The 22,199-nt window shown below is 49.8% G+C and carries 20 protein-coding genes; 1 reads left to right on the top strand and 19 read right to left on the bottom strand.

Annotation, left to right across the window (positions count from 1 at the left end; all coding sequences use genetic code 11):
* The first annotated feature begins 152 nt into the window (after positions 1–152).
* Positions 153–662, top strand: coding sequence for a C40 family peptidase (locus DFP94_RS05630; protein ID WP_114495405.1), 510 nt, complete (start codon positions 153–155; stop codon positions 660–662).
* 97 nt (positions 663–759) lie between these two features.
* On the opposite strand, the gene DFP94_RS05625 is transcribed toward DFP94_RS05630, so the two are convergent.
* The 19 genes from DFP94_RS05625 to metH form a co-directional block, all read right to left on the bottom strand.
* Positions 760–1,437: a response regulator transcription factor gene (locus tag DFP94_RS05625; RefSeq protein WP_114495404.1), complete on the bottom strand. Its 678-nt coding sequence runs from the start codon at positions 1,435–1,437 to the stop codon at positions 760–762.
* 132 nt (positions 1,438–1,569) lie between these two features.
* On the bottom strand, positions 1,570–2,601 hold the full coding sequence (locus DFP94_RS05620) for a thiazole biosynthesis adenylyltransferase ThiF (RefSeq protein ID WP_114495403.1): 1,032 nt from the start codon (positions 2,599–2,601) through the stop codon (positions 1,570–1,572).
* A 280-nt stretch (positions 2,602–2,881) separates the two neighbouring features.
* On the bottom strand, positions 2,882–3,871 hold the full coding sequence (locus tag DFP94_RS05615) for a hypothetical protein (RefSeq protein ID WP_114495402.1): 990 nt from the start codon (positions 3,869–3,871) through the stop codon (positions 2,882–2,884).
* Positions 3,858–4,412 (bottom strand): hypothetical protein, encoded by a 555-nt coding sequence (locus tag DFP94_RS05610; protein WP_114495401.1) that lies wholly within the window; start codon positions 4,410–4,412, stop codon positions 3,858–3,860. The genes DFP94_RS05615 and DFP94_RS05610 overlap by 14 nt, the downstream gene beginning before the upstream one ends.
* Positions 4,413–4,428: 16 nt before the next feature.
* Entirely contained in the window at positions 4,429–4,872 is a 444-nt protein-coding gene (locus tag DFP94_RS05605; protein WP_114495400.1) for a hypothetical protein, read from the bottom strand.
* A gap of 14 nt (positions 4,873–4,886) precedes the next feature.
* The gene (locus tag DFP94_RS05600) at positions 4,887–5,378 is read right to left on the bottom strand and encodes an ABC transporter permease (protein ID WP_114495399.1); all 492 of its coding nucleotides are present in this window, start codon (positions 5,376–5,378) and stop codon (positions 4,887–4,889) included.
* Positions 5,379–5,394: 16 nt separating this feature from the next.
* The gene (locus DFP94_RS05595) at positions 5,395–7,473 is read right to left on the bottom strand and encodes a hypothetical protein (RefSeq protein ID WP_114495398.1); all 2,079 of its coding nucleotides are present in this window, start codon (positions 7,471–7,473) and stop codon (positions 5,395–5,397) included.
* Complete coding sequence (locus DFP94_RS05590) at positions 7,463–9,274, bottom strand: ATPase, T2SS/T4P/T4SS family (protein WP_114495397.1); 1,812 nt, start codon at positions 9,272–9,274, stop codon at positions 7,463–7,465. The genes DFP94_RS05595 and DFP94_RS05590 overlap by 11 nt, the downstream gene beginning before the upstream one ends.
* Positions 9,275–9,280: 6 nt before the next feature.
* The gene (locus tag DFP94_RS05585; protein ID WP_114495396.1) at positions 9,281–10,099 is read right to left on the bottom strand and encodes a hypothetical protein; all 819 of its coding nucleotides are present in this window, start codon (positions 10,097–10,099) and stop codon (positions 9,281–9,283) included.
* Positions 10,096–10,773 (bottom strand): hypothetical protein, encoded by a 678-nt coding sequence (locus DFP94_RS05580; RefSeq protein ID WP_114495395.1) that lies wholly within the window; start codon positions 10,771–10,773, stop codon positions 10,096–10,098. Before DFP94_RS05580 ends, DFP94_RS05585 begins: the two co-directional genes overlap by 4 nt.
* A gap of 11 nt (positions 10,774–10,784) precedes the next feature.
* Complete coding sequence (locus tag DFP94_RS05575) at positions 10,785–11,690, bottom strand: SAF domain-containing protein (RefSeq protein WP_245954590.1); 906 nt, start codon at positions 11,688–11,690, stop codon at positions 10,785–10,787.
* A gap of 9 nt (positions 11,691–11,699) precedes the next feature.
* Positions 11,700–13,220: a serine/threonine-protein kinase gene (locus tag DFP94_RS05570; protein WP_114495393.1), complete on the bottom strand. Its 1,521-nt coding sequence runs from the start codon at positions 13,218–13,220 to the stop codon at positions 11,700–11,702.
* A 183-nt stretch (positions 13,221–13,403) separates the two neighbouring features.
* On the bottom strand, positions 13,404–14,477 hold the full coding sequence (locus tag DFP94_RS05565) for an SAM-dependent methyltransferase (RefSeq protein WP_114495797.1): 1,074 nt from the start codon (positions 14,475–14,477) through the stop codon (positions 13,404–13,406).
* A gap of 13 nt (positions 14,478–14,490) precedes the next feature.
* On the bottom strand, positions 14,491–14,832 hold the full coding sequence (locus DFP94_RS05560; protein WP_114495798.1) for a cyclic-phosphate processing receiver domain-containing protein: 342 nt from the start codon (positions 14,830–14,832) through the stop codon (positions 14,491–14,493).
* 35 nt (positions 14,833–14,867) lie between these two features.
* Positions 14,868–15,722: a deoxyribonuclease IV gene (locus DFP94_RS05555; protein ID WP_114495392.1), complete on the bottom strand. Its 855-nt coding sequence runs from the start codon at positions 15,720–15,722 to the stop codon at positions 14,868–14,870.
* Positions 15,712–16,530, bottom strand: a complete 819-nt coding sequence (locus DFP94_RS05550) for an Fpg/Nei family DNA glycosylase (protein ID WP_114495391.1) — start codon at positions 16,528–16,530, stop codon at positions 15,712–15,714. The genes DFP94_RS05555 and DFP94_RS05550 overlap by 11 nt, the downstream gene beginning before the upstream one ends.
* A 32-nt stretch (positions 16,531–16,562) precedes the next feature.
* Positions 16,563–17,372, bottom strand: coding sequence for a TIGR01457 family HAD-type hydrolase (locus DFP94_RS05545; RefSeq protein WP_114495390.1), 810 nt, complete (start codon positions 17,370–17,372; stop codon positions 16,563–16,565).
* 231 nt (positions 17,373–17,603) lie between these two features.
* A complete protein-coding gene (gene rnz, locus DFP94_RS05540) occupies positions 17,604–18,536 on the bottom strand; it encodes a ribonuclease Z (protein WP_114495389.1) in 933 nt (310 codons plus the stop codon).
* A gap of 112 nt (positions 18,537–18,648) precedes the next feature.
* Positions 18,649–22,086 carry a methionine synthase gene (metH, locus tag DFP94_RS05535; protein ID WP_114495388.1) on the bottom strand — a complete coding sequence of 1,146 codons (3,438 nt, stop codon included), beginning with the start codon at positions 22,084–22,086 and terminating at the stop codon, positions 18,649–18,651.
* Between the last annotated feature and the right edge of the window lie 113 nt (positions 22,087–22,199).

Here is a 22,199-nt window from a genome sequence, read left to right as displayed (position 1 = left end):
TTGTAAACTTTAATCGTTTTTTAATAATTGCAGTCAAACCCTTGCGTACCAAGAGATTGAGCACCTAATCCCATATTTTAGGAAGTTTTAAACCTGTTATACTTCATTTCGAACCGGTCAACTAAAACAAGAACTTTGGAGGTAAACACAACATGAGAATGCAACATCTATTCCAAAAAGTATTGACGGTAGGTCTCGTCTCAACTATCGGATTCAGTTCCCTGCTCGCCAGCGGCGCTGGAGCTGCACCGGCCCAAGCAGCAGAAAGTGTAGCAACATCCAAAGGAACCCAGGTCGTAAACTACGGCAAAAAATATATGGGTGTTCCTTACAGATTCGGCGCATCGACATCAACTACGAGAGTGTTCGATTGCTCGTCCTTTATGAAGCACATCTTCAAAAAATATGGTGTGAATCTACCGCGGACTTCTTCCGCTCAATCTAAAGCAGGATATGCCGTTTCCAAATCGAATCTCAAAGCCGGCGATCTCGTATTCTTCTCGAGCGGCAGCCGCGCTAACGGCAGAAACGTAACGCATGTAGCTGTTTACATGGGCAACGGTAAAATTTTGCATACTTACGGCAAACCGGGCGTAACGATCTCTAACCTGAACTCCGGCACATGGAAAAGAACGTACCTGAAAGCCCGTCGCGTCCTTTAATTCATCCAATGAAATCATTTTTACGTCTACTACATTATTAACTAATCTAACCCGATAGCCTCTCTATCGGGTTATTTTATTTTCCGTCTGTTGCAACTCACCGAATCAAATACCCTGTTCCCCTAACCGTATGAATCAACTTACGCGATTTTCCTTTGTCGATTTTTTTTCTTAAGTGACGAATGTAAACATCCACAACATTGGTTCCGGTCGAAAAATCATACCCCCAAACTTCCTGCAGGATGTCCTCCCTTTGGCAGACCTGTTCCGCCCGCTTTACCAAATACCGGAGCAAATCGAATTCTTTCGGGGTCAGCTTGATCAATTCATTTCCACGGTATGCCCTCCGCCCCTTCAATTCAATTCGGAGGTCCTCATAAGTTAACTCCGTGAGGTAACCGTCGGCAAAACGTCTGTAGAGGCGGATCAAGCTGCGAATCCGGGCTTCCAGTTCCTCGGTTGGGACGGAATCGCCCACAACCTCATTAACGCCGGCATCCAGAGCGGCCACCACCTCATCGGTATGCCATTTCTGCAATATCACCATGACGGGAAAAGGCAGATGTTCTCCCGCTCTTTCCAGCAGTTCAAATACAGTCCGGCTATACGGCTCCGGGCTCAACACCAGGATCCCCGGAATTTCCTCCTCCAGTACACCGACGGCATCCTCAATTCCGCCAAAAAGAGTAACCTCAAATCCGGCCTGCTCCAATAAAATTTTCCTTTGGGAGCCTGCGGCGTCCTTCTTTTGCACCAGCAGCACGCTGTCCTTCATTTCTTTCCCGCCTCTGCCCTGTAATCTCCGAACCATCGTACTCTTAAGATGGTCAAAATAAAAACAAACCATTCTGCAACCTGCGTGAATGGTTTGTCTCATTATTCCGGACAAAAGCGTCGAACTGATAATTTAACCCAAGTACCGGTCATACATCGCTTTAGCTTCTGTAATATCCTTTGTCCCATGAATCAGCGCCCTTCCATCTTCAAACAAAACCAGTCTTTGCTCCCTGAGCGAAAAAGATAGCAAGAATGGATTGCACTCTACCTTCCCTTCGGACAAACGTTCCAACTTCTCGGCAATTTCCGGCAGTTGCAGTTTTCGTTTAACGGCGGGACGGATCTGGACCGTGTTTCTCCCGCAGAGCACCTCCGATTTACGGTGATTCGCCGCCGACAAGAATGGATACGTGCGGTGGTTTCCGCAGGACAAGCAGTCCTCCCGTTTGGCAGCGCCAACCTTCATCGAGGTTTGTTCGTTCCGCCACAAATCGAAGGTCAGCAAAGTTCCGCGCAGCGCCTCAAAATGTCCGGTCAACAGCTTTAGAGCCTCCGTGACCTGATGGGCGACGACGATTTGTACCGCAGGGGGAATGACGCCCACGGTATCGCACGTATCGCCGCCTAGCGGGATCGTCCCCAGAAGGCAGTTCAGGCAAGGTGTTTCGCCTGGAAGTATTGTATAAGTCATGCCGTAGCTGCCGACACAACCTCCATAAATCCAAGGTATACCATACTTTTGCGAAATATCATTGATCAATAAACGGGTGTCGAAGTTATCCGTAGCATCCATTATTAAATCAGCCTCTTTGGCCAGCGCTTCGATTTCCTCGATGGTTACGTCCATGACATGGCTTTCTATTTTGATCGTGCTGTTAACCGCCCGAAGACGCTCTCCGGCAGCCACGGCTTTCGGCAACCTTTGCAAAGCGTCCGCTTCAGTATACAACTGCTGACGCTGCAGATTGCTCCACTCCACATAATCCCGGTCCGCCAGGACCAGACGTCCCACACCCGCACGGGCAAGAGTTTCTGCGATTCCCGTCCCCAAGGCGCCCGCACCGATGATCAGGACGCTTGATTCGGCCAGCTTTTGTTGTCCTGCCGACCCTATCGGCGTAAACAGCACCTGCCGGGAATAACGGTCTTCATTAGCACTCATCCTTGCTTCACGATCCTTCCGCGGAATATCTCTAGCGGGATCCGGCTTGTCGGATCTCGCTTGTCTGTTTATCGTTATACAAGAACTTATTCTAGCATACGAAAGAGACTGTGGTAACCTCTCAGGACCAAATGTTATGAAGCTTGTATGACTACCGCAAAAAGTAGATTGCAACCTATGGAGCAACCGCTCGGAAACCGGGGATGCGTACTTGCTCCCAGCACTGACCGAACCCGTAATAAATCGGTGAAGAGTCGCAAAGTACGATTATGCTCGAAGTTCAAGGAGCTTCTTCTCTGCACACTGCTTCGAAATAACCGGCCGCCGCCGCATCTCTGGCGTTCCCGAACACTTCATCCTGAAGATATGGGAGCTGACAGCTTTTCTCCGAAGCATATTTCACCCCTGAGTCCGGATTCTTTCCTCCGAAAACCGGCTTATTCTTTACCAATCTTCCCCCGCCAAGCGCGTAGTTATTATAGTACTTGTTTCCCGCCGGAATTCCTTGCAGAAAGACAAGTATGCCTACGTCGTCGATCGTATTGTTCCAATCTTCCTGCGGGATCACCGGCAACGTGAACGTATAGTGAACCCCCAGTTTGCGAGCTACCCGATTATGAGTGTTGATGACCTCTCCCAATTCATCCTCGATGCTATGAACAATAGTGGTCCTTCGCACCTGTTCAAAGGTGTCAGCGTTTCGAAGCAGCGGGATCGACAAACTGGAAGCAAGCGTATTACGCAATCCGCTTACCCGCTCCCCGGTGACCGGATCAATGACGGTGATCTGCTGATCCAGCGTAAAAGCTAAGCTGTTTCCGTCCGAATCCCGGTATATGAAGGGTTTTTTGGGCCGCCAGCGGTGCTCCTCGACATGATCTCCGTCTTCTCCCGTCGACTCTTCCATGGCATAGATGAAATAGCCGTCATAGTCAATAACGACAACCGCGGGTATGTAGAGCATCAACGCTTTAAGCGCAAGAGGGTCGTCGATGATTCCGAAGTTTATGCCCAGCGTGTTCATCAGAACCGAGAGGGCGGCCTCCTTGTCGGCTCGCATAAATTTGTCAGATCGGTAACCGGATTCGTACGCTTGCAGTTCATTCCGGTTCAAACTGACTCCCGCATCCTGTGCCGCAGTCCTTAATGACGCAGTATAACGGATTTGCAGCCGATTAGCTTCCCTGAGATGTTCTGTATCCCAACTGGAAATCCACAATAGAGGTCCTACGATCAGCACAAAGATAATTGCCCAATCAGTAATCTTCATTAAGCACCATGCCTCCATAAACTAAAGCCTGAGTATGACCGTTGCCGGGAAGAAAGCCGGAAATAAAACCGGATAATGCATCGAATGCGGTATGGGATCGCTTAACCAAGGTTACGTTCACGAAGTCACCGGCTTCCAGCTTATACTTGCGCAAAGTGGAGTCACCCACCGGTAAAGATGACGGATACATCTCCTCAAGGAATGCCGAGGTGAAATAGGAATCGTAAACTACACTGAAGTCCTCCTTGAATGTCGCGGGATCCGCAGGATCTTCGTATTCAGGATGATATTTCTTATGACGGTGTTCCAATTCAATATCATAAATGGCTCCGGTCGATTCCAGTTCGCGCGAAAAGTCTTCATACATAACCGGCGAAAGATAACCTTTGATCCGTATAGCATCCGTAAACTGAACGAGACAGTTATACGCCGCCAATAACCGAAGATCCTCCTCCCGCTCAGCATATTGAAACGCCGGAAACAGATACAGCAGAATGACCGCCAACAGCGCAGCCGTTATTTTGGATAATGCATTGCTCATGCTCTGCTCCACCTCATCATCTCAAGAAAAAAGACAGTTTTGATATTCGACCTTGTCCGTCAAGCAAAGTAACCGCCTCGTAATCTCCTTGTAAATCAAGCAAGGTTAGCGCAAACCGCAAATCTTGATCATAGGGTTCCCCTGGCTTCTCCGCGTTTTCATCCTCGGGAGGGATTAATGTACCATTTACGCTTACCTCTGCCCCTTCTGACGTCCAACCCCGAAATCCATGCAAAATTTGCAACCCGCTATATGTATTTGCAGCCTTATTGATTCCAACCTCATTTCCTGATATACCGCCTACCGACGAAAGGCTGACTTTTTGATTCTGAACAAAAGGAATCATATTATTTACAGCCGTTTCATAAAGGCGATTGGAATCCAATGTAAACCAGACAGCTCCCAGACAAAATGAAACAGCGGTACATAACCACATCAGATTTTTTAGGTTATCCAGCATCTCAATTGCCTGTTCTAGGGGGTGACTGTAGTCTGCGTGAAGATCAGTCCCCGAACCACATTAGAATTGTCCTTAATGACTGCGGCTTTAAATTTACCGCTCGGATTCACGTATTCATTCAGCTTTTCGTTCCAGGTGTTGGCGATATTCGCCAGACTGGAGCCGCTAACCGAACCGTATTCCTCATTTGTCAGCGTCCCGCTGATCCGCAGAATGTCCCCGTACCATTGGCCGGTGCTGTTCTTACCGGTCTTGATCTGAATGCCGAACTCGCTCCGGTCTTTGAATTTTCTCAGTGCATTCGTCACCTGGGAGCCGCTCACGGTAGTGTCGTCGTATACCGTAAATGAAGCCTGTGAAAGTTCGGTTTGAATATCCGAGAAATTGTTCTGGGCCGTCTTAGTGGCTTCCTGGGCCGAAACAAACAAAATAACGACGATAGTAATCAAAGCGATTGTCAAAAAAATTCCCGCCGCCACCTTAAGTGCGGATGATGCGTTATTCATAAATTACTTCCTCCTTTTAGATGTGTTGAATTTGTTCAAAATAAATGCTCATTTGCTGAAAGCTCATCCAGACCAGCGGAATGACCAGATAGGCAAACACAAGGCAATACATCGGTGCAAACCCTATGAACCTTCCAATGCCAGCTTTGTTATCCAACGATTTTTCATAATCGATCCGCCTCCGTTCAAAGTGGTAAGCCATCTCGTTCTCCAGCTCGTCAAAAGCGTCGTAAATCGTGATTTTCTCGGCAGCTAGCAGCAGCTTGTCCGCCAACTGACGGAACTCGTCAAGCCCTGCCTCCTCCTTCATTTGCCGCAATGCCTCTTCTCCTCCATGTCCGTAATGAAGCAGACATTTCTGAAGCGGTATTTTAAATATGACGGCGTACGAATGCAGCCATTCCAAGATTTCCTCGACCGATATCCGTTCGAGTTCCCGTAAAATGGTAAGCATATTTTGAAACTGGTATACTTCATGCCGCATGTCCATAAGCCGCATTTTCCGCTGAAACATCAAGACCCATAATGGCGCGTAATACCCGATTACTCCACCAAACAGCGCAAGCAGCAGTTCCCACCATTTCGTATATTCATTATTACTCCGGTCCAGCTTGCCCTTGATCCTTTCAACTATTGAGGCAAGCATACTCTTATCCTTCAGACTGCCTGTTTCTTTCCATGCTTCCGTTACATTTGCGGCAATCATGTCAATATCGCTCGCCTTGGTCTTTCCGATTGTCCGCATCACCTGCTTGTCCAGTTCGACTGCCTTAGCAGCCTCCTTTGCATCTTCCTTTGACATGGTGCCGAAAAAAACATAACTGGCCGGGGGTTCATTCATGATCCAGTTGATGCTTTTCCAATGAAGGAAATAAAGCGTTCCGGACACGACCAGCGTGCAGAGCACGAACATGGCAATCCGCCTAATCTGAAAAAATTCTACGCTCAATTGTTGATTCGTATCCTTCAGCAACCGTTGTACTGAACCATAAGCAGACGAGGAAGGTCTGGGTGCAAACCTCAATGACAGTTTACGCACGAATATCCAGCGGTTTACTCTAATTTCCCACGGCACCTTGCTATTCCCGGCGCGGTAAGCCGTTTCTTCCTCTCCCTTCATCTTTTGGAGCAGCATATAGCAAACCAGGATAATCAGAACCAGTCCGATTTTTATCATCACACCGGCTTTGCTCAAATAAAACTGATCCATGAGCGGAAAATTTCTCCGCGCCCAAATCTCGATCGGTTTCGTAAAAAAGAACGGAACTAGTGCAATCAAATTTAATCCCTTGAGCAAATGGTCGAGCTTGCCGCGGCGGATCAACTCAAGCTGAATTTCCCCCGTCAGACTGGAAAGTCCCCGTAAGTAGAGGGAGCCTTTTTCTTTTTTTCTGTCCCCGAACTCCATTACCATCCGGGATATCCCCGCGAAAGCTTTCAAAAAACGATTGGGTGCAGTTTCATAGTATCGTTCCAATGCCTCGTCCGGTTTTCCGTCACTCAGGGCTTCATAAATCATTGTCGCATGCAAGGCGATTTCCGGCGGGAGCCCTTCTATCGATTCCTCAATAGCATCGCTTACGATGCCATGCCTGTGATAGGAGAGCCTCACGGCGGTGAACAAGTCAAGCATTTGCTCCAGCAGCTTCTTCTCTAACCGGTTTACATATCCGTCAAGCAGCAATCCTTGAATGACGGCCGAGGCGATCAGAAGCGATAAAAGAAAGAATAGGCCGGGGTTCATTGCCGTAAGTACGGCGATAACCGATACAAAAGATCCAGAGAGCAGATAAACGAACTTCATCGTTTCTTTTCTCAGTTCAAATTCATCGTAGACATGAAGAGCGGCTATGCGAAACCGTACTTTTACCACATAATAACGAAGCGGCGGAATCTTCATCGAAATAGCATACGACCTGTGCAGAAATGCCGTAAATTTACCTCGAATCCATTGAATCGTCGTACGGCTACCGCCAGCAACCGGACTCCCATGCTGCTCCTCGCGGCTGGCCATGTAACGCCCGAAGCCGTACAGCAAAACGAAGCCGCAGAGCGAAAGGCCGACAATCAAGAAGAGAAAGTTTTTAAGCTCCAATAGCCTCCCTCCAATTCACGCCCAAAAACTTTTCAAAGTTTGCTGCATCTCCAGGCGTCATGTCTCTGATCATTTCATTCACGCTCCTTGATGATACCGGCTCGACGGGAACGTACGCACCGTTTCTATATTCGACTATCACGCGCTCTCGGTACCCCTCATCCAAACGGTAGCACTCCGTGATTCGCTCGATGTATCTGTTTCCGGATGGATCCTTGCAGAGATGGATATCAAAATCAATTACGCTCGCCACCTGCTGCTCGGCAATCTTTTCATCCCGGAACATGCCGACCTTCAGCAAGGAATTGCGCAATGATTCGATCAAGTCGCGAAACGTTTTCGCATGGTGAGTAAACAGCGTAAACAAACTGGCCACTTGGGCCATCTGCACCATCCAGGCTGCGACTTCGTCGGTCGCCACCTCCCCGAGAATATTCACGGTTCCGTCCGTTTTTTTCTGCAAATCCAGCCCGGCTTGACCGGACACGTATTCCGTTTCGCGGAACGTCAATATGTTTCTCGCGCTATATAGCCTTCGCAAATGAAGTTCAAATGACATCTCCTGAACCCGCAATGTATAAGAAGGATATATATGTTTGACCATGGCCATAAGCAGCGTCGTTTTGCCTGACCCTTGCGAACCCGTAATCGATGTAATCCGGCTTCCTTTCATCAAATATTTCAGCAGCATTACCGGCAAACCGGCATTTCTTCCTTGGATCAACCCTTCCAAAACCGCGCTCTTCACGTCAAACTTGCGGATGAAAAACGCCCAGGTCTCCGCAAATGGAGGGCGCACTACGACAACCCGGGAGCCGTCTTTCATCTCATTTACTTTAAACCCGTTAGCTTCGGACAACTGACCCGGTAAATTGAATTTGTAAATATTTTGGCATACCCGTTTTAATTCGGCCTCACTGCCAAAGGACAAGAAAGATAGACGCAGACTCTTTCCTTTATAAAAAATCCAGACGCTGTCCCAGGAACGGGACAATTCCCTGCCGTCTTGATCCAGTGCAATTTCTTGCCCCCCTGTCTCGCCGGGCTCCTCCATTTGCTGCCAGATGGAACTGTTTCCGGGAATTCCGCTGACGCCGCCGCTCACGCCATCGATGTTCTGTTCCCTAATCGTATCGATAACTGAAAAGCCTTTATACATTTGGTAAACACGTTGAACGACCAAATCTAGCTTTTCCGTAAAAGACAGCAGGCGATATTCCCGGTAGAATACCATGTCTACATCATCGGAGTTTATTTCATAAATCCCGGTGCCGGCTTCCTCCTCACCGGACAACTCCTTATGCTGATCAAGGCCGTAGTCCTCAATCAAAGCGGACAACGCCATACAGCCATGCCTTAGTTCATATAAATAAAGCACGATATCAAACCTATCTCTTGCCGTAAGCCGCTCCCGGTCCTGAAACGGGATGATCCGGCCGATATTCTCCTCCGTAATTCCGTACCCTTTCATCAATAAATCGCGAATGTAGGACTTAACGTATTGTTTATCCTGCTGATCGCCGGATGTACAGCCTCTAAGCGCCTGCCTAAGCTCAGCCCTTATTTTCACCTTTCTCATCCAGGCATCTTCACTCATTCCCCATTCATTGACAGGATTGCGGCTCAGTTCATGAATTTCGTGCTTCACGAATGAAATGAGTTCGGGAAAACAAAAACGGTCGCGGGTATGGGTGCGATAAAAAACATGTTCCCCGGACGAGATGTATTTAAGGCGGAGAATGACCAGACAAACGGCAACCAAGAGAATTATCCCCAGCGTGTTAACCGTTGAATTTTCCATTGAAGGTCAGGCCCCCCTTTTGCCGTTTCTAGCAGTCCCTGTACGACCGGCAGCTAGCTCATGCAAGCCTTCACTAAGACTCATCAAGCTGGGCAGCATTCCTTGTTTCTGAGATCCCTTATTACTCATGAGGCGGTGCAGTCGGAAAAATTTAAGAATGTTTCTATTGTTCCAAGCATCCATAAACTCGGTGCTATGGGGAACGGGATACAAAAAGATTTTGCATTCAAATCGTCTTCTTATGTTGACCGCCGACCAATGAGACGCAGGATCGTAACGCTGGAGTACAATAGCATCGGCAAGAGGTGAAGCCTGGTCCCCATTAGAGAATTCGTCAAAGAACCGCTCAAGTTCAAGCCGATTTTGCCTCAGCACCGCGACACGGATGGGACGATCCGTGCAATCAGAAGGGTATATGGACCGGGTAAAAATCATATCATAGACCTGCTCCGCCACGTCATACAGCGGTCTAGGCATCTTTTCACTCTCAAACTGTTCCTGCTTCTCCTGCAATCCAAACCCGGATACTAGATCGAGTTTATCTTTGATCAAAGGATACGTGTAATCCGAAAAATTCCTCGAAGTCAACCGCTGATTGGCGGCTAAACGCCGAAGCGCATCCATCCCGTATTCCGTCAGCGGCTGGATATTCCCGCCGCATGCATGCTCATGGAAGGAAAAGCCCGACTCGACGCCGGCACCTGCATGATCTTCGTTAAAAAGCAGTATCCGTTCCGGATATGCCAGCGCCATGCAAACTGCTCCTGCGGCAGCAATTTCCGACGAACCGTCATGACCATAATCCCAGAAAACTATTCTGCTCATGCCCTCTTCCTTTCCGCCATGCGAAGCGCTTTTTTCGTAAGCGAGCCGCTCCATCCCGCAAGATCGACGATCAATGACATAAGAGCCTTTTTATATGCTCTTGAAATTCCTCTCATCCGCAGACTTTGGGCATGCTCATTTTCCATCTGCACAATCGCGTTGGTTTCGCTCCAGGGAATTTGCACGGCCTGGCCGCTCCAATAAACCGGTAAATGTTCGACAAAGCCCATAATGTAATCTGCGTTTAAAAAACCGTCAAACGTTCGAATAAAGACAGGCTTTATTTCCAAGTCTTTCAGTTGCGGCCATCTGAGAAATAAATGAGCGAACCACTCGGCACTGCTCTCTACTTCGTACCGGTCATAGGAGGTAACCCACAGCACGGCGTCCGCCCCTTCCCACAACTCTCGAGAACCGAATTGCAACGTCTCCAAATCATACAGACAATAATCGTAATGACCGGCTTCCGCTATGCTGACGTTATCGCATATATCGAATCCGCAAAATTCAGTGATCGGCAGGGAAGCCTTCATTTCACCGATCAAATATCTGTATTTCTTCCCATCCGTCATATCCACGAGCAGCACTCTGTTTCCGGAACCGGATAATACCTTACAAATATAAAGCAGCAAATCACGTTTATCGCTCTTGCCGGTAAATAACCAATTTTCCATCTCAAATCCCCCTATTCCGGCGAACTCATGACAAACTGTTCATGATCACCCACTGCCCCAGATGACTGTATTGGCGGCTTCGTAGCGGAGGATTGCCGGCCGGCAAATTCAGCGGCACTTTGTGCCGAAACCCCGTCAAGATCAGCCTCGAGACCACTACGCGCCGATTCACTTAAAGCATGCTCAGCCCGTTTGACGATATTGGGATCCTTCTTGATTAACTGGAGCACAGCATCATTTGCCGGGTAAGTCGGAATCGCTTTGGCCTGCAGGCTTGGCTCCACATAGAGCAAGGCATAAATCGACGCTTTATGTAAGTATGCATCTACGATTGCGCTGGACAAGGACAGGATTTCCGCTTCATTCAAGGTCATCGTTACCGTACCGGATAAAAGAGACTCCACTTTTTTCTTCGACAGTAAAATGTAATCTTGTCCCGTAGGAAACTGGATCCGGATATCAACGATATCCTGCTCGCCAAGCGCACCGGGAAGCTGGATAAAGCCCATTTCCCGGTAACGCAAATCAGCAGGAGTAGGCTCCTCTTCATACAACAGCGTCCCGGTCAACAGCGTGTTCGGCGGCAGCGCCAGCTTGAGTATTTTTCCGGCAATCTGTTCCCTGGAACCCAGCCAATCCGCAGGCACGGTTCCTTCCGGAAGTTCCACGGGGACGACATCCTGCAATTGGATCACATGTCCCGCCGGAAGCTCTCGCGCAGGTGCCCATCCTTGGATTTTGCCATGAATAGAAGCCAGCTTAAGCGACTGAATCTCATCCTCCAATCGCTGCTGAACTTCCCAGCTCTCATTCTTCAACTGCCTGGTATGGACTACGCCATACCCCGTAAAAATCAGACTCGTAACCATTGCGCCAAGAAATCCGGTCAAAACCAATTGTTTCGTTTTTCTCCTCATTCTGAACACTTAATCACTTCCTCTCCAGAATCTCCAGTTCCACCTTAAACCGCTACTTCCTTGCAAGACGCTCTCCGGAAACAGATCTCCGCACAGTTCGGCGAGCGCAAGCTCCGTCTCCTTCCCCGGAGAAAACGGATTCCTTTCGACCGGCAAGGGATACACTTTACCTGTGCTCATGTCCATCCGGATGCGCCGGACGGCATCCATACTGGCTAAAGGTACACAGCACACCCAATTTCTTTTCGCGGACAACGGTCTCTCCCCGAATGGCATGAGTTCCAATCGTCGCCATTCGGCGGCCGGGCAAACCAGAATCGAAAGATCGGCCCGCGCGAACTCTTCCAACAGGTCCTTGCGTCTGCTGGAACCAAGATCGCAAATGACGCATTCGCAGCTTCCTGAAATTAAGTCAAGCAGTTCCGTCCTCGTGGGTGTCCGGACATAATCCACGCTGCGAAACCGGAAATGTCTCAGCTCGTCCCCTTGCGATGAGTCCCCATCGGCAAGGAGAGCAATGTTTCGGAAAGCGGCGGACTTCGCGTCCATTTCCACGATGGTGATGCGGCGAGCATAGCGGGCCAGCGAATGGGCCAAAACGATGGCCGTATGCGTAGCTCCCGCTCCGGGGACTGCCCCCATCACGGCAATTACGATGGAGCGGGGATTTCGTCGGGAACTCAGTTGCTTCACGCTCTCTTTATGTTGTGCGCCTCCTTCGTTGGCAGTGAGCGAGCGAATGACCGCTTTTAGCGCTTCGCCCGTCTCGGCCGCAGAATGAAATCTTTTCTCCGGTTTCATTTGAAGCAGGCGTGACACTACGGGCTGCAGCGAATGAAGTCTATTTTTAAGAAACTCCGCCTGCGACTCCGACGACCAAACCGAATATTTGCCTCTGGTACCCAGATGCAATAATACTGCACCTAGCGAGTACAAGTCCGTCCTGCCGTCGGTTTGCCTGCCTCCGTACTGCTCCGGTGCGGCAAAACCGACGGTGCCGAGTTTAACCGTATCATCCATACTTTCCTGCTTGTACTTACGAGCGATGCCAAAATCAACAAACCTAATTTCTCCCTTCCCGTCGATCAACAGATTGGACGGTTTCAAATCCCGGTGAATGATCGGCGGATGGAGGCTGTGCAAGTAATGAAGCCCTTCGCAAATTTGGAGACCGTACTTTGCTAACTCCACAGCATTCAACGCTCCGCGTTTCCCCAGGAAATGTGCGTCCAAATGAATGCCTTCAACATAGTCCATCACCAAGTAGGAGTAACCGCCCTCCATCTGAAAAAAATCTGCAATTCTCGGCAGACGGTGATGATTCAAAGAAACGAGCAGTCCGGCCTCCTCCTCCAGCCGGATGCCAAGCTCGGGCATGAACGAACTCTCCTTCACGGCCCAGCGCTTCCCCGGAAGTTTCAGATCCGAAGCAAGATATACCCGGCTCATCCCTCCCTCACCGAGAACCTCTTCCATCCTGTACCGGCCCGCCAAAATTCCGCCAACCTCATAGTTCGGAATAAACGGCAATCGGGATCCCTCCTTCGTAGACGCAAAAAAGGGAAAGTTCCCTGATGTCTCACTTCAGCCATTGAGCCGGAGTGTGACAGGGGGATACTTTCCCTTAAGTCGTTAATGTATAATTTTGGAATCAGTATAGAACACAACCCATCCGTTTGTAAAGCATTATTTCACAATATTTAATTCATGACATTAATATTTTATCATATATAACGTGATTTCATCGCGATTATGAAATAGCTGCTTCGCGCGCTGGACTTGGAGCCGTGCCTCCTGAAACATCCCGATGACTTCCGTAATCAAAGCCATCGGCTTTTTGCTCAATAGCTTTACTGTGACGACGGCAGTGCCTCCCGGAACAAGTGCATATAGCAGATCCGATACCATTCTGGCAGTCAGCTTCGGGCTCCAGCTCATATCGCATACCAGCATATCGAACTGATTATCGCGGAATTTCACGTTATTCGCATTTTTCTTCAAATGAGTCAAACCCGGCGAAGAAAGTACGTCCGGATGTAATTTGGCAGGATCCACGGCTGTCACCCTTAGCCCGCGTTCAAGTAAAAATGACGTCCAACCTCCGGGCGCCGCTCCGATATCCAGAGCTTCATGAAAAGCGGCAAAATCAATGCCGAAGACAGCCTCCGCTTCCAGCAACTTAAACTTCGCTCTGGAGATTTGTCCCTCTTCACGTTGAAAACGAACAGCTCCGCCGTTCCAATCGGACAGATTTTCCTCAGGAAGCGATACCCCTGCATAAATGCTTTCTTTGGCAGCAAAGACAGAGATAATCAACTCGGCATTCCTTACCACAAACTCCGAACCCAACTCCCCGATGCCGCTTTGAACGGCATCTTTTAATTCGGCAGCGCTGCCGGCCCAAAGACTTTGCTCGGTCTTTCGCGTCTGCAAGGCCAGTCTTTTTCCGGATAAGCGGGAATCATTCAGTAAAAATTGCTGCAACGCCGTCATCCAGTCTTCTTGCTGATCTTGCCCGTGGTGATCCTTGTTTTCAGCCTTCCATTCCCATTGGACCGGAAACATATGCCGCAGAAACATAGGTTCAGGATGACTCAATTCTTGGACCACTTGCGGGAACGAAGCTTGAAGCGTGGCGACAAAAACTTCTCCGGGCACTAGAATCGTGCTTTTAACGGCTCCAAATCTTCTTCGCAATTCTTCTTGCGCGTAAGGAGCAAAACCGTGATTGGCCGTACACAAATATCGACTTGCAACCGCCGACTCCCCACGATTTTCCCGTTCCATCTCGTTGTTCAAACTAGCAACCTCCCGCTTTACGTTCAATCTCATCCAACCGGTCAAACGGGATCGGCCCGTTGTGCAGAATGACATGTTCCGGCTTATTCTGGTAAAGAATATCATACATGCTCTTCTTGCCGTACATGCTTGAAGTATGCAAATAAATCTCGCGGGCATACAGGCCTTCGCGCACCATCGCCGCGACCACATCGGAGCCGGTCTTCTCTCCGGGACCCATATCGTAGTCCAAAGATAAAATGTCAACTTCCATCGCGCGAAGCAATTCCAGGCACTCGTCCATGGATCTGGCTATGGTAAAACCTTGCGGACAACGTCGAAAGTCATCCATATATACATGAATCACAGTTGTTCTTCCTTTCCGCGGTATTTCCAGCACTAGGCTTCCACCCACCGCCTTACCCGTTCTATATCTTCTCTATAAGTTCCATCGTCTCCGGTCTCGCTCTCCAAAATCAGCGGTTTTCCCCGTATGCCCTTCATTTCCAGCAGACGAAGAAATCCTTTTTCTCCGATATGGCCTTGACCAACCCTGGCATGGCGGTCCTTGCGGGAGTGCGCCGGGTACTTAGAATCATTTAAATGAATGGCGGTTAAACCGTCCCAATATCCCAGTTCCCCGGCTTTGACTTCAAACCGGTCGTCCTTCTCTCCCGCCCACATCCCGGCTGCAAAGGCGTGACAAGTATCCAGGCAAAATCCAATCTGTGAAGGAGATGCGCACAGCTTGCGGATCTGCACCAGTTCCTCCAGGGTCATTCCCATATCACCATGGTCGCCCGCCTGATTTTCGATCAGCAATTTCGTATGTCCTTGCCAGCCCCGGAGCACTTCATTTATACATTGTATAATATTTTGGTAACCTTGTAAGGGGTTTCTTTCCTTATATGTGCCAAAATGAACAACAATTCCCACCGATCCGCACGCCTCCGCAATCTCCAGATCGTTGCGCAAGGAAAGTACCGTCCGTTCAAACTGTCCGCTCTCTTCTCCCGGATGTGCCGCCAAATTACTGGGGTAAGGCGTGTGGGCTACCGACAGGATGCCATGTTTTTGGCATAATTCACGGCAGCGCTCGGCATCGCGGCGGTCGAAGTTTTTGACGTTCAGGCTGCGAGGATTTTTGGGAAAATACTGAAAAGCCCCGCCTCCAAGCCGGTGAGCGGCATCAGCAGCTTTAAAGAATCCACCCCGGATGCTTAAATGTCCCCCGACTTTCGCCTCAGCGGTCATGCTGGCAACCCGGACTGTAGAACAATTTTCGTCCGTTCATTTCGGCCTTGACGATGCTATCGCCGCAGCGGGGACATGCCTCTCCTTCACGGTCATAAACCCGGCAAAGATCATTCGAGCCGCCGGTCAGCTTATCGTCTTTCGTCAACGGCAGCTCCATGTAACCGCCGGCTTCCGTCATCTCAATCAGGACTTCCCTCATCGCGCTATATAAACTTGAGTAATCCTCTTTGCTCAGGTTCTGCAGTTTGGCCGTCGGTCTAAGCCCGGCTGCAAAAGCAATCTCATCCGCATAGCAGTTGCCGATTCCGGCAATGACGTCTTGATTGACCAGGACGGTTTTAAGGCTGCCGCGACGTTTGCTCAACAGTTTCATAAAAACATCTTCATTCATTTTGCGTCCCAGCGGTTCTATGCCCAAATGGTCCAAAGACTCTTCCGCTTCTTTCGCGCTAAGCAGATGCAAGTATCCCAGCCGCAGACCGATGAAATAGAGTACGATGTCCGAACCGAACGTGATCTCGATTTGTGTTGTCCGGGACGGCCGATCTTCTTTGCTGCCCAAATAGAGAAGTCCTCCCAGCATCAAATGCAAAATAAGACGCCGCCCGTTGTCCAGATGAAACAACAGATGCTTGGCCCTCCGTTCAACAAAGATCACCTGTCTTCCGGTCACTTCGCGGATAAAGGCTTCCTGGGCAACATTCAACGACTTCTCCCGGTTCACAACCACTTCGGTGATCGGTTGATCTAAAATATACTTTGAGAGCTGGATTCTATAGTTTTCCATTTCCGGCAATTCCGGCATGGTTCATCTTCCCTTTCATTCACAATGTTAATTTAGATGGAACTTTGCAAAACCAGCTTGCGAACCTCAGCCAGATTACGGCAGATTACATCCGGATTAACGCCGGAGGATGATACAAAGCTGGGTAAATTCTCCTCGGTCGTCACGCCCGTCAATACCAAAATCGTCCCGCAACCCGCATTAATACCCGCTGAGATATCGGTCAGCATATTATCGCCGATGACAGCGACTTCTTCATTCCGCAGCCCCAGACGATCGATGGCGTGCTTCATCAAGATGTCGGAGGGTTTGCCGATCACAATCGGTTCGATGCCGGTGGCAGCCCGTATAGCCGCTGAAATCGTGCCCGCGCCCGGCATCAGCCCTTCCTGCGACGGCAGCAAAAGATCCGGATTCGTAAGAACGTAACGGGCTCCGCCCAAAATCCAGCGGGCAGCCTTCGTTAAGGTCTCATATGTAAAAGAACGATCAATCCCCTGTACGACAAAATCCGGCGAATCTTCATCAATGATCAGACCGGCATTTATCAACGCCTCAAGCAATCCGGATTCGCCAATCGGAGCGACTTTGGAGCGTGGTTGCTGCCCGGCGATATACTCCGCCGCCGCAACGGCCGAAGTGCAGATTTGCTCCTCTTTCGCCGGGATTCCCATTAGGTTCAGATTGGCGGCGACTTCACCGGGAGTACGGGATGAATTGTTCGTAACGAACAAATAAGGAACTCCCGAATCTTCCAGTTCGCGAATCAAGGTATCCGCCTCTGGTATCATACGGCTCCCATGATATAAAGTTCCATCCAGGTCGATCAAGTATCCCTTCCAGGATATAGTTGTTGTGTTCATGACTTCACCCTCTTGTTTCCCATTGTACATATAATAATAAAGGGCAGGCAAATTTCCCGACCCTATTTTTCTGTGTGCCTGTCAAAAGGCCAAAAATCCATGCATCATTCGTCGAAAGAAATCGAAACAGTCCAAATTCTTGAAAGCATGCCTTAGCAAAGAATGAGACCGCCTGTCAATTCCTGCGCTTTCCCGGAAAATAAATCTCCGGATTTCTCCTCATCGCATCCTTCATTCTCCGCTTCGCAATATCGGGTACAATTCATGTTCCCGAGCCAAACGCGATGACGGAAACACCTCTTCCGCCTCTTGTTTCAGCCGCTGCAATTGGTCTTCATACTTATATCTCGAACTGAAATGAGTAAGATACAAACTCTTGGCTCCTGCCTCCTTGGCGGCTTCGGCCGCCTGTCTTGCCGTACTGTGATGATACGTATAAGCCGTTTCGGCAAGATCATGCAAGAACGTCGCTTCATGGACCAGAGCGTCCGCTCCTTCCGCCAGCGGAATTTCCGCCGGACAAGGACGGGTATCGCCGAGGATCGTTACGACCCTCCCCTTTTTGACCTGGCCTAGCACATCGGCAGGCTGCAGATGTTTCCCTTCCGGAGTGAGTATGCTTTCCCCACGTTTCAGCTTTCCATAGAGGGGACCGGGCGTGATCCCGTATTTTTTCAGCAATTCGGTGTCCAGCTTGCCCGGAAGATCTTTCTCAATCACCCGGTAGCCGTAGCTGGCGATCCGATGATCCAGCTTTGCCGATTCCACCCGGAATGTGGCATCCTCAAACAGGCATCCTCCTTCATGTTCAACGATCTCCAGCTTATAATTAATCCGCGACTCACTAAGCTCTAGCGAAGTGTTCACGTATTTTTTCAATCCCGGCGGACCATAAAGGGCAAGCGGGGTATCTCCGCCTTGATAAGCGCGGCTGGAAAGCAGTCCAGGGAGACCAAAGAGATGATCGCCATGCAAATGGGTTATAAAAATGCATTCCAGCTTGCTCAGCTTCAGCGGGGAGCGGAGAATCTGATGCTGGGTGCCCTCCCCGCAATCAAATAACCAAAAGGAACGCCGTTCATCCAGAAGCCGGAGCGCCAGTGACGTTACATTCCTCTCCAGGGACGGTACCCCCGCGTTTGTTCCCATGAAATACAATTCCATCAAGATGCCTCCCATCCTGCTTATTCAAAAAACTAAATTATACTCAAAAGATATGTACCCGCAGCATTGCCAAAACCCTCCGAATACTCGGAGGGTTCACCGGCCAATGTCTTTAAGCTTTATCCACGTTGAAATATTGGGCCTGCGGATGGGCAAACACCATCGCCGAGACGGACGCTTCCGGTTCCATCATGAATCCTTCGGTCAAATGAATTCCGATATCCTCCGGCTGCAGCAACTCAAACAGCGGCTGCTGGTATTCCAGATCCGGGCAAGCCGGATACCCGTAAGAAACACGGATTCCCTGATACCTTGCGCCATGACGCTGCTTCATCGTCATCTCCTGCGGATCCGGGAAGCCCCAAATATCACGCATAATGTGATGCACCCGTTCCGCAAGCGCCTCCGCCGTTTCAAGAGCCACGGATTGCAGCGCATGGGAACGAAGATAATCCCCTTTTTCTTTCCAATGATCGGACAATTCACGGACGCCTTGTCCCGCCGTTACGACCAAAAATCCGACGTAGTCCATTGTTCCGCTGTCGACAGACTTCAGGAAATCAGCCAGACACAGGAATGGCTCTACCCGCTGTCTCGGGAACGTAAATGTTTTCAGCACCCGGGTCGTATCTTCCGGATCGTAAATGATAATATCGTCGCCCGAAGACTGGGCGGGGAAGAACCGGTACATTGCCTGCGCCCGGATAATCCCCTGGCTGATAGCATCCTGCAAAATCTGATCAACCGTTTCTTTTAACTGCACGGCCTTTTCATCACCCTGGGTCAAGAGCTGTTCCACGGAACCGCGAAGTCCAAGATGATGCCCGAGCAGCATCTGCATATTAATATAAGGAATGATATGATTGATCGGATAATCCCGCAGCACATGCCGATCCAGGTCCGGTGGTATAAAGACAGGCGCATCGGTGGAAATGTTGGATCTCACTGCACGGCTCAACTCCGGCAGCGGCGCTACGGGAGTCGCCTTTTCATCCGCGGCTTTTTCGGCCTCAATATTTTGACGAATAAGTTCCCGGCGGGATGGATCCATCAGCTTGTTCGCCAAGTCGAGTCCATCCATCGCGTCTTTCGCATAAACGACCAGCCCGTTATATTCCGGTCGTATCCGTGTCCTCGTAAATTTGCGAGTCAAAGCGGCTCCACCTACGAGAATCGGGACATCGATGCCCGCATTGCGCAAATCCTGGGCGGTCGTAACCATTTGCTGCGCGGATTTCACCAACAATCCGGACAGCCCGACCGCATCGGGCAGTTCCTCACGGCAAGCTTCGATAATCCGCTCCGGTGGTACTTTTATACCCAAATTCACAATCCGGTAACCGTTATTGGCCAGAATGATTTCCACCAGATTTTTACCGATATCGTGGACATCGCCCTTTACCGTAGCCAGCAATATCTTTCCTTTTACGGATGATTCGTTCTTTTCCATAAACGGTTCCAGATAAGCCACGGACGCTTTCATCACTTCCGCGCTTTGCAATACCTCGGCAACAATAAGCTCATTATTGTTGAACAATCGACCAACTTCCCCCATCCCCTCCATCAAAGGTCCATTGATCACCTCGAGTGCGGTATAGCGGTTCAACGCTTCTTGCAGATCCGGGATTAAACCTTCCTTCGTCCCTTCTACGACGTAAGAGGCAAGCCGCTCTTCCAGCGTTAAGTTGACAATCTTCTCCTGCTTCTCCACCTTTTTGTTCCGGAAAGCGGCCACGAAAGCGGCAAGCGTGTCGTCATTCGTGTTGTAGATTAGCTCCTCGGCAAGCCGCCGTTCCTCTTCCGGGATCGAAGCGTAACGCTCTACCTTTTCCGTATTGACGATCGCGTAATCCAGTCCCGCCTTGGTGCACTCATATAAAAAGACGGAGTTCAGCACTTCACGTCCGGCTTCGGGAAGACCAAAGGAAACGTTACTGATCCCAAGAACCGTATGGCAGGCCGGGAGCGCCTCCTTGATCAGGCGAATCCCTTCAATCGTTTCCTTGGCGGAGCCGATGTACTGCTCGTCCCCGGTACCCACCGGAAAAACAAGTGGATCAAAAATAAGATCCTCCGAATTCAGACCATATTTGTTCACCAGCAAGTCATGCGAGCGTTTTGCTACTTCCAGCTTATCCTGCCGCGTTATCGCCTGCCCGCTTTCATCAATGGTACCTACAACGACGGCCGCGCCGTATTTATGAATGAGCGGCGTCACGTGCTGAAACTTTTCTTCACCGTCTTCAAGGTTAATGGAGTTAATTATAGACTTACCCTGACAATAACTCAGTGCCAAATCCAACACCTTCGGATCGGTCGTATCGATCATCAACGGTACTTTGACCTTTTTGACGACGAGCTCAAGGAATAACTTGATATCTTCTGCTTCGTCCCGGTCCGGATCCTGAACGCAGACGTCGATCACCTGGGCTCCATTCTTGACCTGGGCGCGGGCAATTTCCGAAGCTTCCTCGTATTTGCCTTCCACGATAAGCCGTTTGAATTTGCGCGATCCGAGAACGTTCGTTCTTTCCCCGACCATATAAGGACGATTGGCTGATTCAACATAGACTTGATCGATTCCCGAAATGGCCGGCGGGTGTTCCCCAGCGATCTCCCGAGGTTGATATCCTCTCATCTTCTCGGCCAAAGCCTTGATATGACCCGGAGTCGTCCCGCAGCATCCGCCCGCGATATTCAGCCACCCCTGCTCCGCAAAGGCCGCCATTTTTTGCGCCAGCGAATCCGGCGATTCATGATAGTTACCGTTCTCGTCCGGCAGCCCGGCATTTGGATGGCAGCTCACGCCCGCCTTCGCCATTTCTGACAGCGTACGGACATGGTCCCGCATAAATTCCGGACCTGTAGCGCAGTTCAATCCGATCGTAACCGGCTTTAAATGCTCAAGCGAAATATAGAAGGATTCGATATTTTGACCGGCCAGGGTTGTCCCCATCGGCTCGATCGTTCCCGAAATCATTAGAGGGAGCACTTTGCCGGTCGTTGCAAAAGCACGTGTGATCCCGATACTGCCCGCTTTTACGTTCAAAGTATCCTGTGACGTTTCCAGCATCAGGACATCCACGCCGGCCTCGATCAACACGGCAGCCTGCTCTTCATAACTGCTTATCAGTTCGTCAAAAGTAACCCCGCCCGTTACCGACAATGTTTTTGTCGTCGGTCCCATTGCCCCGACCACATATCTCGGCTGTTCCGGAGTGCTGTATTTTTCCGCTGCTTCAACGGCGATCCGAGCGGCAGCAAGATTAATTTCACGCGTGCGATCCTGCAAGTCGTATTCGGCGAGCACCACGGACGTCCCGCCAAACGTATTGGTTTCAATCAAGTCTGCGCCGGCCTCAAGATATCTTTCATGGATGGATTGTATAATATCGGGACGGGTAAGCACGAGAATTTCGTTGCAACCGTCCAGTTCTTCGCCGCCAAAATCATCCGGTGTCAAATTCTCCTGTTGGATCATGGTCCCCATCGCTCCATCAAGGATCAATATTCGTTCTTTCATTTTGGATTCCAAGCTTGGTTTACTCATGATCAATTCCCTCCCGCAAAACGTTAAGATTTAGTTTATCAGAATGAAGCGTTTAAGGAAAGGGATAATCTGAAATCCTCATCCGGCGCCAGCCCTTCCTTACAAGGGACTGC

This window comes from Fontibacillus phaseoli (assembly GCF_003337355.1).
In the GTDB taxonomy this organism is placed as follows: Bacteria; Bacillota; Bacilli; order Paenibacillales; family Paenibacillaceae; genus Fontibacillus; species Fontibacillus phaseoli.
This window is presented reverse-complemented; position numbering and strand designations above follow the sequence as displayed.

What these genes read in the sequence shown, in the direction of transcription:
- DFP94_RS05620 (WP_114495403.1), bottom strand. Translation starts at nt 2,601, where the DNA reads ATGAGTGCTAATGAAGACCGTTATTCCCGGCAGGTGCTGTTTACGCCG.
- DFP94_RS05550 (WP_114495391.1), bottom strand. Translation starts at nt 16,530, where the DNA reads ATGCCGGAATTGCCGGAAATGGAAAACTATAGAATCCAGCTCTCAAAG.
- DFP94_RS05565 (WP_114495797.1), bottom strand. Translation starts at nt 14,477, where the DNA reads ATGGAACGGGAAAATCGTGGGGAGTCGGCGGTTGCAAGTCGATATTTG.
- DFP94_RS05615 (WP_114495402.1), bottom strand. Translation starts at nt 3,871, where the DNA reads ATGAAGATTACTGATTGGGCAATTATCTTTGTGCTGATCGTAGGACCT.
- metH (WP_114495388.1), bottom strand. Translation starts at nt 22,086, where the DNA reads ATGAGTAAACCAAGCTTGGAATCCAAAATGAAAGAACGAATATTGATC.
- DFP94_RS05585 (WP_114495396.1), bottom strand. Translation starts at nt 10,099, where the DNA reads ATGAGCAGAATAGTTTTCTGGGATTATGGTCATGACGGTTCGTCGGAA.
- DFP94_RS05580 (WP_114495395.1), bottom strand. Translation starts at nt 10,773, where the DNA reads ATGGAAAATTGGTTATTTACCGGCAAGAGCGATAAACGTGATTTGCTG.
- DFP94_RS05575 (WP_245954590.1), bottom strand. Translation starts at nt 11,690, where the DNA reads ATGAGGAGAAAAACGAAACAATTGGTTTTGACCGGATTTCTTGGCGCA.
- DFP94_RS05545 (WP_114495390.1), bottom strand. Translation starts at nt 17,372, where the DNA reads ATGAACACAACAACTATATCCTGGAAGGGATACTTGATCGACCTGGAT.
- DFP94_RS05600 (WP_114495399.1), bottom strand. Translation starts at nt 5,378, where the DNA reads ATGAATAACGCATCATCCGCACTTAAGGTGGCGGCGGGAATTTTTTTG.
- DFP94_RS05590 (WP_114495397.1), bottom strand. Translation starts at nt 9,274, where the DNA reads ATGGAAAATTCAACGGTTAACACGCTGGGGATAATTCTCTTGGTTGCC.
- rnz (WP_114495389.1), bottom strand. Translation starts at nt 18,536, where the DNA reads ATGGAATTGTATTTCATGGGAACAAACGCGGGGGTACCGTCCCTGGAG.
- DFP94_RS05605 (WP_114495400.1), bottom strand. Translation starts at nt 4,872, where the DNA reads ATGCTGGATAACCTAAAAAATCTGATGTGGTTATGTACCGCTGTTTCA.
- DFP94_RS05555 (WP_114495392.1), bottom strand. Translation starts at nt 15,722, where the DNA reads ATGACCGCTGAGGCGAAAGTCGGGGGACATTTAAGCATCCGGGGTGGA.
- DFP94_RS05610 (WP_114495401.1), bottom strand. Translation starts at nt 4,412, where the DNA reads ATGAGCAATGCATTATCCAAAATAACGGCTGCGCTGTTGGCGGTCATT.
- DFP94_RS05630 (WP_114495405.1), top strand. Translation starts at nt 153, where the DNA reads ATGAGAATGCAACATCTATTCCAAAAAGTATTGACGGTAGGTCTCGTC.
- DFP94_RS05625 (WP_114495404.1), bottom strand. Translation starts at nt 1,437, where the DNA reads ATGAAGGACAGCGTGCTGCTGGTGCAAAAGAAGGACGCCGCAGGCTCC.